This window comes from uncultured Fretibacterium sp. (assembly GCF_963544685.1).
In the GTDB taxonomy this organism is placed as follows: Bacteria; Synergistota; Synergistia; order Synergistales; family Aminobacteriaceae; genus CAJPSE01.
In genome coordinates this window covers 18504-32822 of sequence record NZ_CAUUGJ010000011.1, presented here as the reverse complement: position 1 = coordinate 32822, position 14319 = coordinate 18504, and the positions used below count along the sequence as shown (strand labels likewise).

13 protein-coding genes and 1 riboswitch are annotated in these 14319 nt (G+C 60.2%); of the genes, 9 read left to right on the top strand and 4 right to left on the bottom strand.

Annotation, left to right across the window (positions count from 1 at the left end; all coding sequences use genetic code 11):
* The 4 genes from ABLA28_RS02175 to buk (ABLA28_RS02160) all read left to right on the top strand — a co-directional run.
* Positions 1-504, top strand: a 504-nt coding sequence (locus tag ABLA28_RS02175; RefSeq protein WP_347712327.1) for an aminotransferase class IV, incomplete at its 5' end; no start/stop codon positions are given.
* Between the two features lie 32 nt (positions 505-536).
* Complete coding sequence (buk, locus tag ABLA28_RS02170) at positions 537-1622, top strand: butyrate kinase (RefSeq protein WP_347712326.1); 1086 nt, start codon at positions 537-539, stop codon at positions 1620-1622.
* 103 nt (positions 1623-1725) lie between these two features.
* On the top strand, positions 1726-2652 hold the full coding sequence (locus ABLA28_RS02165) for a bifunctional enoyl-CoA hydratase/phosphate acetyltransferase (protein WP_299300132.1): 927 nt from the start codon (positions 1726-1728) through the stop codon (positions 2650-2652).
* Positions 2653-2734: 82 nt separating this feature from the next.
* Positions 2735-3802: a butyrate kinase gene (gene buk, locus ABLA28_RS02160; protein WP_299300134.1), complete on the top strand. Its 1068-nt coding sequence runs from the start codon at positions 2735-2737 to the stop codon at positions 3800-3802.
* A 163-nt stretch (positions 3803-3965) separates the two neighbouring features.
* On the opposite strand, the gene ABLA28_RS02155 is transcribed toward buk (ABLA28_RS02160), so the two are convergent.
* A complete protein-coding gene (locus ABLA28_RS02155; RefSeq protein ID WP_347712328.1) occupies positions 3966-5660 on the bottom strand; it encodes a DUF4198 domain-containing protein in 1695 nt (564 codons plus the stop codon).
* 413 nt (positions 5661-6073) lie between these two features.
* On the opposite strand from ABLA28_RS02155, the gene ABLA28_RS02150 reads away from it, so the two are divergent.
* From ABLA28_RS02150 to ABLA28_RS02140, 3 genes are read left to right on the top strand one after another with little or no spacing between them, the layout of a single operon-like run.
* Positions 6074-6910, top strand: coding sequence for a transporter substrate-binding domain-containing protein (locus tag ABLA28_RS02150; protein WP_347712325.1), 837 nt, complete (start codon positions 6074-6076; stop codon positions 6908-6910).
* A gap of 37 nt (positions 6911-6947) precedes the next feature.
* Positions 6948-7790 (top strand): amino acid ABC transporter permease, encoded by an 843-nt coding sequence (locus tag ABLA28_RS02145; RefSeq protein WP_347712324.1) that lies wholly within the window; start codon positions 6948-6950, stop codon positions 7788-7790.
* Positions 7790-8569 (top strand): amino acid ABC transporter ATP-binding protein, encoded by a 780-nt coding sequence (locus tag ABLA28_RS02140; protein ID WP_347712323.1) that lies wholly within the window; start codon positions 7790-7792, stop codon positions 8567-8569. The genes ABLA28_RS02145 and ABLA28_RS02140 overlap by 1 nt, the downstream gene beginning before the upstream one ends.
* 136 nt (positions 8570-8705) lie before the next feature.
* Here ABLA28_RS02140 and ABLA28_RS02135 read toward each other — a convergent pair whose 3' ends face one another.
* Both ABLA28_RS02135 and ABLA28_RS02130 read right to left on the bottom strand, forming a co-directional pair.
* Positions 8706-9980 (bottom strand): PocR ligand-binding domain-containing protein, encoded by a 1275-nt coding sequence (locus tag ABLA28_RS02135; RefSeq protein WP_347712322.1) that lies wholly within the window; start codon positions 9978-9980, stop codon positions 8706-8708.
* A complete protein-coding gene (locus ABLA28_RS02130; RefSeq protein ID WP_314718245.1) occupies positions 9977-11038 on the bottom strand; it encodes a response regulator in 1062 nt (353 codons plus the stop codon). The genes ABLA28_RS02135 and ABLA28_RS02130 overlap by 4 nt, the downstream gene beginning before the upstream one ends.
* Positions 11039-11364: 326 nt before the next feature.
* Between ABLA28_RS02130 and ABLA28_RS02125 the strand changes: the two genes are divergently transcribed.
* A complete protein-coding gene (locus ABLA28_RS02125) occupies positions 11365-12051 on the top strand; it encodes an isochorismatase family cysteine hydrolase (protein WP_299300325.1) in 687 nt (228 codons plus the stop codon).
* 10 nt (positions 12052-12061) lie between these two features.
* Positions 12062-13423 carry an APC family permease gene (locus ABLA28_RS02120; protein ID WP_347712321.1) on the top strand — a complete coding sequence of 454 codons (1362 nt, stop codon included), beginning with the start codon at positions 12062-12064 and terminating at the stop codon, positions 13421-13423.
* Between the two features lie 63 nt (positions 13424-13486).
* Here the strand turns inward: ABLA28_RS02120 and ABLA28_RS02115 are convergent, their stop codons facing one another.
* Positions 13487-13957 (bottom strand): ferritin family protein, encoded by a 471-nt coding sequence (locus ABLA28_RS02115; RefSeq protein WP_314718240.1) that lies wholly within the window; start codon positions 13955-13957, stop codon positions 13487-13489.
* A 183-nt stretch (positions 13958-14140) separates the two neighbouring features.
* Positions 14141-14307, top strand: a riboswitch (cobalamin riboswitch).
* Positions 14308-14319 lie beyond the last annotated feature (12 nt).

The following is a 14319-nucleotide window of genomic DNA, read 5'->3' as shown; positions in this document are numbered from 1 at the left end:
CCGCGTTTTTTTGTCGTCTTCGAGCGGCTGGCCCTTCCGTCCCCTCGGCTCTACGAGACGGGCGTCGTTCTTGAGCCCGTGGATGGGGGCCGTGAGAATCCCGAGGTCAAGAGCGTCGACTACCGGGCGGCCTATGCCCTCCCTCCGGGCTCCTTGGAGGTGCTCTACTGCCCGGGAGGGGAGATCACCGAGGCGGGGCACAGCTCGTTCTTCCTTGTCCGGGACGGGGTGCTGGTCACGGCTCCGCTGTCCCGCGTCCTGGGGGGGACCACGCGCAGGGCGATCCTGGAGCTCGCGTGCGGCTCCGGCATATCCGTGGAGGAACGCTGCCCGACGTTGTCGGAGCTGACCCTGGCCGACGAGGCCTTCATCACGGGGAGCGTAAAGAAGGTGCTGCCCGTCGTGAGGGTCGGGGATCGGACGGTCGGAACCGGCAGGCCGGGCCCGATGACGTTGCGCCTCTCGAAACTCTACCTGGACCATATCCGGAAGTGGCTGGAATAAATGTGGGGGGACGAAGGGAGGAAGGTGCCTCGATGGCGTTCTCCGTTTTGACGATCAACCCCGGCTCCACCAGCACCAAGCTGGCCCGCTTCGAGGACGAGGCGTGCGTGTGGCAGGATGTCCTTCGCCATGCGGCGGAGGAGCTGGCGCCGTTCGGCGCGGTCTCGGAGCAGCTCGATTTTCGCCTTGGGCTTGTCCGTTCGGCCCTCGCGGCGCACGACGGCGAGACGGTCCGCCTGGATGCCGTCGTCGGGCGCGGCGGGATCATCGACCCCCTGCCCGGGGGAACGTATCGCGTCGATCCGGTGCTGGTGGACCGCCTCAGGCTGGGCAGGCCGTGGGATCATCCCTCGAACCTCGGAGGGGTCCTCGCCTTTTCCCTGGCGGAGCCCCTGGGGATCCCCGCCTTTATCGTCGATCCCGTGTGCGTGGACGAGATGGCGCCGGAGGCGAAGATCACGGGGCTTCCCGAGCTGCCCAGGCCCTCCCTGCTGCACGCGCTCAACGTCAAGGCGATGGTCCGGCGTGCGGCGCGCGACCTCGAAAAACCTTGGAACGAGATCAACTGCGTCGTCGTCCACCTGGGGGGCGGCGTCAGCGTCGTCGCCCACAGGAGGGGACGCGCCGTCGACGTGAACAGCGCCAACGAGTGGGGGCCCTTCTCCCTGGACAGGGCCGGCGGGCTTCCGGTCGGGGAGTTCGCGCGCCTCTGCTTCAGCGGTCGGTACAGCGAGGGAGATATCCGGCGGAAGCTGACCTCCGGCGGCGGGCTTCATGCCTACATCGGGACGAACGACATGCTGGAGGTCGACCGGCGCATCCGGGCCGGGGACGAGACGGCCGCATTTTATCGCCGGGCCATGGTCTGGCAGATCGCCAAGGAGATCGGGGCCCAGGCCGTCTCGCTCGGGGAGCCCGTCGATGCCGTTATCCTCACGGGGGGGATCGCCCACGATGCCGGGTTCGTCCGCCTCCTCCTGGAGCGGGTGCAGTGGATCGCGCCCTGCCTGGTGTATCCCGGGGAGGACGAGCTCCTGGCTCTGGCGCAGGGGGCCCTGCGCGTGCTGAGGGGCGAGGAGTCGGCGCGGGACTACGCCTCGAGCGTCCTGCGTCGATAATGGGTGTGTATCGGCCGAAAACGGCCGTTAAAGCAGCCGCATTGAAGGCTTATTCAATGGAAGGCTTTTTCGGAATCCAATACAACAGGGAGGAAATTTGATTATGGACCAGATTCGTTCGCTGTCCCAGATGATTGAGGAGGCCAGGAAACTTTGCGCGAGCAAGGGAAAAAAACGCGTTTCCGTCGCGATGGCCGAGGATGCGGGGTTGATCTCCGCCATTGAGGAGGCCCGAAGGACGGGGCTCGTCGAGGCGACCCTCGTGGGCAATGTGGAGAAGGTCAAGGCCTGCATCGCCGAGGCTGGGGCGTCGGAGAAGGACTACACGATCATCGATGAGAGGAACGAGGCCAAGTGCGGGCTCGTCGCCGTGACCGAGGTTTCCTCGAAGCGTGCCGACATCTACATGAAGGGACAGCTGCACACGGATCACTTCCTGCGCGGAATGCTGAACAAGGAGGTCGGCCTGCGCAGCGGCAAGGTCATCTCCCACTGTTACTTCCACCAGGTCGAGGGCTTCGACCGCATCCTCTTCGTCTCCGACGCCGCGTTCAACCCCTATCCCGACCTGAAGCAGAAGGCCGACATCCTGAGGAATACCGTCAGCTTCGCCCGCGCCCTGGGCGTGGAGTGCCCCAAGGTGGCCTGTCTGGCGGCCGTCGAGATGGTCAACCCCGATATGCCCTGCACTCTGGACGCCTGCGCGCTGGTCCAGATGAATCAGCGCGGACAGATCAAGAACTGCATCGTGGATGGCCCCTTGGCGCTGGACAACGCCATCAACGAGGAGGCCGCGAGGATCAAGAAGATCGATTCCCCCGTCGCGGGACACGCGGACATCCTGCTGGTTCCCCATATCGACGCCGGCAACATGATGGCCAAGGCGATCGTCTACTTCTCCAAGAACGAGACGGCGGGGATCATCGTCGGCGCGGCGGCGCCGGTCATCCTGACGAGCCGCGCGGACTCTCCGCGCGCCAAGATGCTCTCCATCGCGGCGGCCGTCATGATGGCCCACCACGCCGGGTAGGGATATCCGGGCAGAATGCACGACAGGAGGGCCGGCGCTCAGGCAAAAGCCAGCCCTCCATCTCAGAGAGGAGAGGTCGAGGATGAAGATTTTTGTCATCAACCCCGGGTCCACCAGCACGAAGGTCGCGCTTTTCGAGGGAACGCAGTGCCTTTGGACGGAGACCCAGCGTTACGATGCCGCCGAGCTGGAGCCGTTCGCCTCGGTGACGGATCAGGAGAGCTTTCGATACGACCGCATCGCGCAGATACTGAAGGACAAGGGCGTGGAGCCCTCCTCCTTTGCCGCGGTCGTAGGGCGCGGAGGGCTTTTGAAGCCGATCCCCGGCGGAACCTACAGGGTCGGGGCCCGGATGCTCGAGGACCTGAAGAGCATGGCCTATGGTTCCCACGCCAGCAATTTGGGCGCTGCCCTGGCCGTGCGCTTTGCCGCGGCGGCGGGCGACGTGCCGGCCTTTATCGTAGACCCCGTCGTGGTGGACGAGCTGGCCGACGAGGCCAGGGTCTCCGGGCTTCCCGAGATCCCGAGGATCTCCATATTTCATGCGCTGAACCAGAAGGCCGTGGCGCGGCGTGCGGCGGCGGAGCTCGGCAAGCCCGTCTCGGAGTGCCGCCTGGTGGTGGCGCACATGGGGGGCGGCATCTCCGTGGGGGCGCACTGCGGTGGGCGCGTAATCGACGTCAACAACGGCCTGAACGGCGAGGGACCGATGTCCCCGGAGCGCTCGGGCAGCCTGCCGGTGGGGGGGCTGGTTTCCTTCTGCTTCAGCGGCAGGCACACCCTTGCGGAGGTCCAGAAGATGATCTGCGGCCGAGGCGGCCTTGTGGCCCACCTGGGGACGAACGACCTGCGCGAGGTGGAAAAACGCGTCGCGGCGGGAGACGAGAAGGCGCGGCTTGTGTTCGATGCGCTGTGCCTCCAGATAGCCAAGGAGATCGGCGGCAGCGCCACCGTGCTCAAGGGGCAGGTCGATGCCATTGTCCTGACGGGCGGCCTGGCCTACAGCGACCGGCTCTGCGAGGCCGTGACCGCGCGCGTTAGTTTCATCGCGCGCGTCATGCGCTACCCCGGGGAGGACGAGATGCAGGCGCTGGCCGATGGGGCGCTGCGCGTCCTGGAGAATCGGGAGCCCGCGCTGGACTACGAGTAGAGCCGCTTGCCGGGCCTCTGAACCGGCCGTTTCGTTGTCAAAAAGAGCTCTCCGTCACGGACGGAGAGCTCTTTTTGACGCTTCTGAAGTGCCCGGCCAAACCGGGGTGACGATTGGGCGGGACCCTGCGTTTGTCCAACGGTACGGCCGCGGATGAACGAAGCTATGCCTTCCTCCTCTGCAGGAACGCTGCCGCGAGCAGCAGGGCAACCCCTCCATACCCCGCGTCGCATCCGCCGCCGTCCTTGGAGGAACCCGATGGATTCGGATTTGGATTCGGCATCGGATTCGGTTTTGGATTCGGCGTCGGATTCGGAGCTGGATTCGGAGCTGGATTCGGCGTCGGATTCGGAGCTGGATTCGGAGCTGGATTCGGCGTCGGGTTCGGCGTCGGGTTCGGTGTCGGCGTCTTCCTGGTCAGGATCACCACGGGGTCGACAATCGTCTTTTCCTCCTTGCTCAGATCATAGTCTCCATTGTCCTTGATCAGGAGGGTCAGGACATATTTTTTGCCGGGCTCGATGGACGATACGACGGTGCCATGATCGTCCAGGATCGTGAAGGCCCCGTCCTTCACGTCCCCGAACTTGGTAGGATCGGAGAGATAGCCCAACAGGACGCCCGTCTTGGGGCCGGTCACCTTGACCAACTTGACGTTGGCTGGGGGGGTTGGGAATGTCCCTACCAGCACGGAACCCGTCAGCTCGATCCCCATGACCGCGATGTCTGCGCTGCTCTTCTTATCCAAATTCGTCTTCAGGAGAGGCATAGGATTGACCTCGCTTGGCAAGGGGTTTCCATAGGCCTTCTCCGCCGCGGCCCGAGCCGCCTCGGCAACCGCCTGCGAGACGGTGACGGCGCCGGACGAGCTCGCTGCAAGGTGTCCGGACGTAAATCCAAACGAAGCGGAGAACGCCTTTTCGGCCCTGCTCAGGTCCGAGAAGGGCTGCGTGGCTGCGGATTGCAGCCTTTTGTCCTTCGACACGGCGGGCGGAAGCGTCGGCGTCACGGGTGTGACGAAGGAGCTTCCGGCGGCCGATGCCGGCACATCGATGATCAGGGTCGAGGCAAACCACTCCTTTATCTCTTTCCCGTCTTGATTATACCGTCCGCTGGGAATTCCGGGCGGCATCAATCCAAAACAGTTGTAGCCCGCATTCCTCAATGTGAAATCGAAAATGCCGTTCTCGTCGGTGATTGCTATTGTCTCGGTGTTTTCGGGGCTTCCCAGTTTTCCGTCGGGCCTCCTGGGTCTGACTACCGGAGATTTCTCGTCGGCCCATTCAATCTTCACATTCTTTAGGGGCTGCCCTTTGACGAGGACCTTAAACGCCACCGTCTTGCCAGGGGCGAAATCGGCAACCTCGCTGAGAGGAACAATCTCAAGCACACCGTCGCCCCCTACGCGTTTCATGGAGAAGGCGTCCTTCTGAACGTTCAGGATCTGTTTCGAATAGCCCTTATAAGCCATTCGGGGAGCGAGGTCACCGCTTGCCTCCAAGATAACCGTGCCCGTTTTTTCCAGCTTTGCCTGGGAAAGGAGATAATCGTTCCGCCTCTTGGTGATCGTTTGGTCCCCCGACTTGATGTCCACGCTGACGAAATGCCTTTCAAACGTCGGAAAATTTGTCTCCGTCCCGTCCTTGTATACAAAACGTGCTGAAAAGATGTCCGCTGACGCCCAGCCCACTTCAGCGTTGAGAAAGGCCTCGGTAAAGGACAACTTTGCCTCGTACGTACTGCCCACCGCCACCTTATGGATTTTTGTGTCGGGGACAATGGAGAGAAAATGTGCCTCGGCCGATACCACGCACAACAGGGAGAAAAGTGTCGCGAAAATAGTTGTCGATACAAACATTCTGCGATGAAACATAAACCTCTCACTGCTCCTTACTCAATTAAAATTTGTAGATAAAAGTGTATTTCAAAGGATTTACGCCAGGTTCAAAGCCCCCTTTCAAAAGAAATATTAGTGTTTAGCCTTACAATACTTTTCAAGTTTATAGCAAAAGTCTTTTCCGTCAAGTTCAACCGGGGTGAGGCGTTCATGGGCGGAGCTCTGCCCGAGCGGTCCAAATGGGGTTACTTATGTTTCTTTGAAAATAAAAAGTAATCTCCATTACCGTTTTGGGTGTGAAGGTGCTATAATATCAATCCATATATGGTTGACCTGCGAGGGATGAGAGCGTTTTTCCCGTGGGAAGGGAAGTATCGGGAGAAGTATTGGGATTGGAAAAATCCTATTGTGTGAAAAATGAGAGGATGATCGCTGTGAGGAAGTGGAGCGACGGTTTGAGGCGGGTTGCTGCCCTTGCCGCATGGGCCGTTTTGGGGGTATGTCTTTTTGCGGGCGTCTCGGGGGCGGAGGAAAAGTTGTCGGCCATCGGCCAGCTGAAGGATCAGAAGCTGGCGGCGCAGCGCGGTACGGTGGGGCAGTCCCTGGCCGAGGACTTGCTCGGGGAAGGGCATAAGGAGCTTCTGACCACCTACGAGAAGTACGTGGATGCGATCGCGGCGCTCCAGCAGGGCAAGGTGCGTGCGGTGATCATGGACGAGGCCCCGGCGCAGCGCTTCCTGAAGAGCATGGAGAACCTTACCGTCATGCAGGAGCCCCTTTCCGAGGAGAGCTATGCCATCGGCTTCAAGAAGGGGAACACGGAGCTCCGCGATCGGGTCAATGCCGCCCTGTCGGCCATGAAGGCGGACGGGACCCTGGCGGCGATCATGGAGAAGTACAACGGCGACGCCGTGGTCAAGCCCGAGGACATCGACCTGAACAAGGGGGCCGAGGGCGGAAAGCTGGTCATGGGGACGGAGGCCGGTTTCGCACCCTACGAGCTCAAAGTGGGCAACGGTTATATCGGCATCGACATTGAGATGGCGGCCGGAATAGCCAAGCGCCTGAACAGGGAGCTCGTCGTCGAGAACATGAACTTCGACGCGCTGCCGATGGCCGTGGCCTCGGGAAAGGTCGACATGATCTGCGCGGGGATCACCGTGACCGAGGACCGCAGGAAGAACATGGACTTCTCCGACAACTATGTCGAGGGAGCGAAACAGGTGGCCGTGGTCCGGGCGGACGACTGCGAGGCGCCGGCCGGGAAATGACGGGAGGGCGGACCCTGGGGGAGGAGGGCGCGTATCGATGACGCCCGCCTCCTCCCCGGAAACGAATGGGAGCGGATCGTCCCGCGGATGGGGCAGGCTCGGACGTGGCAACGCCGGCCTCCTCGTCTGCGGGGCGTTTCTCGTCATTTTGCTGGTACGCGGCGGTTTTTTCTCCCCTGCCGCGTGGGTAGGGTTTGGAGAGAAGTTTCACCAGAATTTCATCCTGGACGGGCGCTACAGGATGCTGATTGACGGTCTGAAGGCCACGCTGATCATGACCTCCTTCGCGACCGTGATCGGCCTTTTCCTGGGCATGCTGATCAGCGTGATCCGGGTGGCGCATCGGGGAGGGGCCCGGATCGGCCTGCTGAACGCCTTGGCCAACCTCTACATTGCCGTGATGCGCGGGACCCCGGTCATGGTGCAGCTCCTGATCTGGAACTTCTCCATATTCGCGGCGGTACGCGACATCAACACGCTTCACGTCGCCATCCTGGCCTTCGGCCTCAATTCCGGGGCCTACGTCGCGGAGATCTTCCGCGGGGGGATCGAGGCCGTCGACCCCGGCCAGATGGAGGCGGCCCGCTCCCTGGGGCTGCCCTACCGGATCGCGATGCTGCGCGTCGTCCTGCCCCAGGCCTTCAGGAACGTCGTCCCCATGCTGTTCAACGAGTTCATCACGCTGCTGAAGGAGACCTCCGTGGCCGGTTACATCGGCATCGACGACCTGACGCGCGCCGGACAGAACATTCAGGCCCTGACGCTGGAGCATTCCCAGCCCCTGGTGATGGTGGCCCTGATCTATCTGGCCATGGTACTGGTCCTGACGGAACTGGTCCGCAGGCTGGAGAGGTGGCTGCACCGCAGCCGGAGGGCATAATGATTGAAGGACGTGCGGCTGAGGAGCGTTCGTTCGGATGCGGCGAGCCCCTGATCGAGGTTCGCGGCCTGTGCAAGGAGTTTGGGGGCGTCCCCGTGCTGAACGGCATCGACGCCACGGTGGCGAAGGGGGAACGGCTGGCGGTCATCGGCCCTTCGGGCTCCGGGAAGAGCACCTTTCTGCGCTGCCTGAACCGGATGGAGGAGCCGAGCGCCGGCACGATCCTCTTCCGGGGGGAGTCCGTCACGGCCCCGAGCTGCGACATCGATCGGGTCCGCCGACGCATGGGCATGGTCTTCCAGCACTTCAACCTTTTTCCGCATCTGACCGTGCGCCGCAACATAACCCTGTCGCCGGTCTCGCTGGGACTGGCCGATGCCAAGGAGGCCGACGCCCTTGCGGAGGAGCTTCTGCGGCGCGTCGGCCTGGAGGACAAGATCGACGAGTGGCCCGAGCGCCTTTCGGGGGGCCAGAAGCAGCGGGTCGCGATCGCCCGGGCCCTTGCGATGGACCCGGAGGTTCTGCTCTTCGACGAGCCGACCTCCGCGCTCGACCCCGAGATGATCGGAGAGGTGCTCGAGGTCATGAAGGAGTTGGCCGGGGACGGCATGACGATGCTGCTGGTCACGCACGAGATGGGGTTTGCGCGCGAGTTTGCCGACCGCGTGTTTTTCATGGACCGGGGGCGCATTGCGGAGGAGGGGCCGCCCGACGAGGTCTTCGACCGCCCGCGCGAGCCGCGGACGGCGGAGTTTCTGTCGAAGGTGCTGCGAAGGTGACGAGGTGTTTCTTGTCCCGATGACGTTTTATCCTCAGGAGCCTGTTCCCGCTGGCTCCTGAGCTTCTTGAAATTTGCTCCGCTCCCCGTCGAGGGAGTGCGGCGTCCTCTGTGAAACGGGTGTCGGATACGCGCGTCTATGGCGTTTTCAGGTTGCACTCGAGCCCTGACACCAGCTTTCGCGCCTCTCCCGCATCTTTGATCGACAGGGTAATCGTCGTCCCTTTTCCCTCCTGGCTCCGAATCTCCACCCTGCATCGTTCCCCGAAAAACAGCTTCAGCCTTTCGAGGCAATTCCTCATCCCGATGCCCTCGCCCGGGGTTATCCTCTTCCGTGTATAACCAAGTTTTTTGCGAAGCGCTTTGAGTTTTTTCCCCTCAATGCCCGCCCCGTCGTCCATAATCTTGATCTCGCAGGTCTCGTGCTTTTTTTTGCACGAGATGAGGAGCTTGCCTCCTTGCAGTTGTCCCGGATTGAGGAGGCCGTGCTCGATAGCGTTTTCCACCAGGGGCTGCAGGGTGAAGAAGGGCAGGACCAGGGTCTCCATCGATTTGTCGCAGAGGATGCTGTAACCAATTCTATCCCCGAACCGGTGTTTTTGAATACTGAGGTAGTTATCGATGTAGTCGATCTCCTGTCTGAGCGTCACGTGGCTGGTCGACTGCGTCAAAGTGTAGCGGAGCATGGAAGAGAAGGAACTCAGCATCTCCTCGGCGCATTCCGCGTTCCCCAGGCTCAGCGAGCGTGATATGGAGTTCAGAACGTTGAAGGTGAAATGAGGCATGATCTGCTTCTGCAAGGCCTCGAAACGAGCTTGGGACAGCTGGTTTTTCAGGTCCATCTGCTTTTTCTGATTCCTTAGGAGTTCCCGTGTGACCTGGTTGATCTCCTCCTGCATTTTGGCATGCGCCTTGAGGTTCAGGATGTAGCGGGTGAGATTCTGGAGGGCCCGCGCAGTCTCCTCAATCTGCTTGCGGCTGTAAACAGGGATTTCCTCATAATATTGGGAGTAGTGCTCGTTTTGCGCCCACCACTTTTCGGGCGCTTTTTCATCCTCGGGAAAACATCCCGTGTCGCTGCACAGAACCTGTCCTGCCGTGAGCGCACCGACGAATTCCCCCTCCAGGATCAGTGGGATCTCTATGTTGACCAATCCGGCATGACAGATGTATATGCTGGGGCGATCCTCCTCGAGAGCGATACGCAGAGCCTTTTGATTGGAGCACTGACAGCACCCTTCCCCCTCGGGATCTGCGTTGATGGCACGACAAAAGCTCGTGAAGTTGCTTCCCTCTCCGAGATGTCGCCCTTCCCGGTCGACAAAGACGACTCCGAAACCCGTAGCGAAGGCGAAAGATTCCTGAAGTTCCTCTTGGAGCTCCTTGGACAGGAGATCGCGGATGTCGCTCATCCCCGGGTTGCCTTCCTGTACTGGGCAGGGGTATTGTGTACCGCCTTGCGAAAAACCTTGTAGAAGGTCGAAAGGCTGCCGAACCCCGAGGCTTCGGAGATGTCCTGCAGGGTCATATCGCTCCGGGAGAGAAGCCGTTTTGCCTCGAGCACTCTTTTGGCCCGTAAATACTGCGCAATGGATTGCCCGGTCTCCCTACGAAAATGGCGTTCGATGTAATCGCCGGACAGGCAGACGATCTTCTCCAAAGATGCCGAGGTGACGGGTTCCCTGAAATGTTCGTCCAAATAGGCGGTGATGCGCCGTACCGCAGGAATCGACGCCTGTAGAAGGACGGATGCCGAGGAACGCAGCTTTGCGAGGCAGGAGAGTACGATATTCTGAATCGTCAGGATATCCGTAGCCGCGACGATGCTCTGGACGATAAGTTCCTGTGCGGCATTCCCCAGGAGGGGGCGGAACAGGGGGGATTCGAAGCAGGTCCTTTCCAGGGAGAATACGATGTTGATGGCAAGGATTCGGTAGACGTTGAGGGGGAGCTTCCGCTCAAAGAATTTTGCGATGTCGTCCAGGGCCTGCTCGAGAAGTCGAAGATCCCCAATCTGTATGCTTTTGCGAAAATCCTCCAGCGCTTTTCCCGGGAAGCCCTCCATCAGGGACGGCGAATCCGCATTGTCCGCGCGGCGAGTTTGGACGGGAGGCAGACAGGCCCTCAGCACGGAGAGAATTTCGCGGTTCGACGAAGGCTTTACCAGATAGGCATCGACCCCGCAGCGGATGGCTTTTTGCGCAAACTCGAATTCGGCGTAGGCGGAGTTGAGGATCACGAAGGTTTGGGGCAGGTGGTGTTTGATCTTTTCCGCTGCCTGGAGCCCGTCCAGGAGGGGCATGCGTATGTCCAGAAGAGCCAGGTCCGGCCGATGAAGCAACGTCAGCTCGACGGCGGACAGCCCGTCCTCCACACTCGCCACCACGCTGTAGTCCCCGGTTCCTTCGATGAACTGCGTAAGGTAATTCCTTTCTATAGCCTCGTCTTCGGCGATCAATATTTTATACATCCTGCTGTACGTCTCCTTGTATTGCTCCGGGTGCTTCGCGCCTGTCAAAAGAGGCCGGCCCTTATGAGGACTATGATAACAGTGATGCCCCAAGTCGTGTGCGGTCGTTGTTTTGAATCGGGATGGAGCAAAGCGCCGGACGACGATGGTTTCGCCCTCAATCTTCCGATTTTACGGCCTTTTTTTGCCAAAAAACGGAGGGTGAATTTTCAAGTGACCATAGAAAAACCTCGGCGGCGATTGAAACGTGCGGGGCTTTCTGCAAGAATTTCAGAAAGGGACGTCCCTTTGCACAGATTATACCGATGTGGAGGTTGGATGTAATCATGAAGGTCAACGATCGTTATTGCTCGTTCTATTACGAGCTCGATGAGGATTACGGCGAAATTGTCATCGACGGGAGCAGAACGGCACTACTTATCGTGGATATGCAATACCACTTCCTTACCCGTCCCGACACAAGCGGCATGAGTGAGAGGGAAAAGGCCTATTATGCACGCTGGGAGTACTTTTACGATCGAGTGGACAACGAGGTGATCCCCAACAACGCACGGCTCCTTTCCGCGTTTCGGGAGAGGAAGATGCTTGTCGCCCACGCCCGCATAACCGGCCAGCTCGCGAATGGGAGGGATCGGTCCCTGGATCAGAAGGCCACGGGATACAACGAATTGCTCCTGCTCGACGGAAATCCCGCCGGCGAGATCGTCGCTCCGTTGGCTCCTCGCGAAAACGAATTGGTGGTCAGGAAGACGACGGACAGCGCCCTTACGGGGACGTCGCTCCGGCTGATGCTGCACAATTGCGGCATCGATACGGTGGTCGTGACCGGGGTCCTGACCGATCAGTGCGTGTCGGGGACCGTACGCAGCTTGGCCGACGAGAGCTTCAAGGTTTGGCTCGTAGAGGACGCCTGCGGGGCATCGACGCGTGAGATACAGGAGCACGAACTCTCGGTGCTGAATAACATCTATTGCCACGTGGTCAGCACCGACGAATTGATCGCCGCCTTGTAGGAGGAAGAACATGAACGACAGCAAACTGAAGAGGAATCTGAGCTTCGTACAGATGATCGCAATATCGTCGGGAGCCGTTATCGGAGGCTGGCTCGCCGAGGCTCCCTACTGGTTTCAGACCACGGGGGCGGGGGCGGCTTTCCTGTTTCCCCTTCTTGCCCTTCTCCTTGTTCCCGTAGGCCTGGCGTTCGGCGAGCTGTCCGCAATGCTACCCTTTGCTGCGGGGGTGGATGCCTGGACCAGCAACGCTTACGGCAACAAAATGGGATTTGCGACTCAGTGGATGATGTTTCTGATTCAGGTCGTGGAGCCCCCGATGATGGCCTTCATCTTCGGAACGGCCATCAACCATTTCTATCCTTTGAATAGCGATCAGATGATGATGGTGGCGATATTCTCCGTCACCCTTTGGTTCGTCCTCTCCAATTTCAACATCAGCCTGACGGGGAAACTGTCCAACTTCTTTTTCTTCTCCATGATCGTCATCTCGCTTTTGGTCTCGTCCTCCTTTTTCCTCAGCGGCCACTGGAGTATGGATCACATTCGTCTGAACCAGGGCTTTTTCCCGAAGGGGGGGTATGGAATCTTCATTGCGATGGCCGTATTCTCGCTCAAGTTCATCGGCTTTGAAATGACGCCCACCCTGATAGAAGAGACCAATTTTCCGGCCTCAAAAATATGGAAGGTTATCCTTGCATCGCTCTTCATTCCCGCGCTGCTTTACAGCTTTGTCGTGCTGGCGATGGGAGGCATGGCCCCGTGGCATGAAATTGCCTCGATGAGCATGCCTGAGCCCGAACTGGTGGCTCGCTTCGGGCTGCCCGCGATTCTGGGGATCCTCGCCATTGTCTCTGGCCTCATGCACGCTTTCACCACACTGATGGGGTTCTGGACGTCCAGCGCCCGGGTGCTCTATGGCGCCGCGCAGCTGAACCAGCTTCCCAGGGGGTTCATAAAGGTTAATCGCTATGGCCAGCCGTTCTTGGCCAATGTTGTGGTCTACATGTTCTCTTTGTTTTTCTGCTTTTTCAGTGGGGACAACTGGGTGCAGTACATCTATGCCATCTCCAGCATTGCCGCAGGGGTCGTCTATTTCATCTCCTGTCTCGATGTCGTACGCCTCAGGAGGCTTCATCCCGAGTGGAAACGTCCTTTCAGGGCACCAGGGGGGCTCCCGATGTTCCTGGTCGGCATGGGGATCTCGATCTGGCTGGTTATCGGGGCCTGTATGGAGTTGGATGCGGGAGGTTATCTCTCTCTCCTGCTCTTCTTCGGCCTTGGAGTCGTTGTCTTTTGGGTGGCCGATTCTTACAGGAGAAAACAGGGACGCGAGTTGACCGCGCTGACCCCTGAGGATATCGGCAGGGAATAGAGTCGAGCCTGGAGGCTGCCAATCCGTCGATAGGGATTTTGCGTCCCTATCGACGGATTTTTTTCAGTACATGCTCTGGTTTCTGTAGTCCTGCAGCAGCTTGAGGTGCCGTTCCTCCTCGGCCAGAATGGCTTCGAAGACCTCCGGGGCCTCGGGCCTGAGGATGCTGCGAATCTCCCTGACGTAGGATGCGGTGTCCTTTTCGAGCCGTATGGCGAAGTCGAGAGCCTGCTGCCACGCCTTTTCGGTGTCCTTGAGGATGGGCCTGAACTCCTCGAAGGCGAAGCTCTGACGGATCAGGGTGTCCAGGTGCCGGATGCGCTCCGGTCCCGGGACCTCCTCCTCGGCGAACTTGCTCTTGAGGGCGGCGTACAGGTTCCGGTGCTCTCGCTCCTCGCCGCCGAGCTGCTCGAAGAGCTTCCGGGCCCGTTCCGATTTTGTCCTTGCGGCGAGGTCCCCATAAAAGGCGCTTCCCCTCTCCTCCAGTCGTATCAGGGTGTCCAGAAGGTCGGATACGCGAAAAGGCTCTCCCATCTCAGTCATCTCCCCTTGGCTTTTCGGGTGCACGCGAGGCGTGAACTCCAAGCGTATTATACCGAAGCGCTCCTCTTCCAAAAGGGGAGCGGCGGCCCTCCGGGAGGAGTGCGTGGTCCGAAATGCGGCGGAGGGGCGAGACCCGTTTGACATTCCCATCTTTTGCCGTATAGTGATCGGGCAGACAACACAGCCTCGGAAGGTGTTCGGGAAGTCCGGTGCAAGACCGGTGCGGACCCGCCACTGTAAGCTCGGCAGCATCGGCCGTACCACTGGGACGTCTTCCGTTCCGGGAAGGGGGCCGAAAAAAGGAGCGAGCCAGGAGACCGGCCTTTCGAAGGAGCGCACGCCCCCCGCGCGGA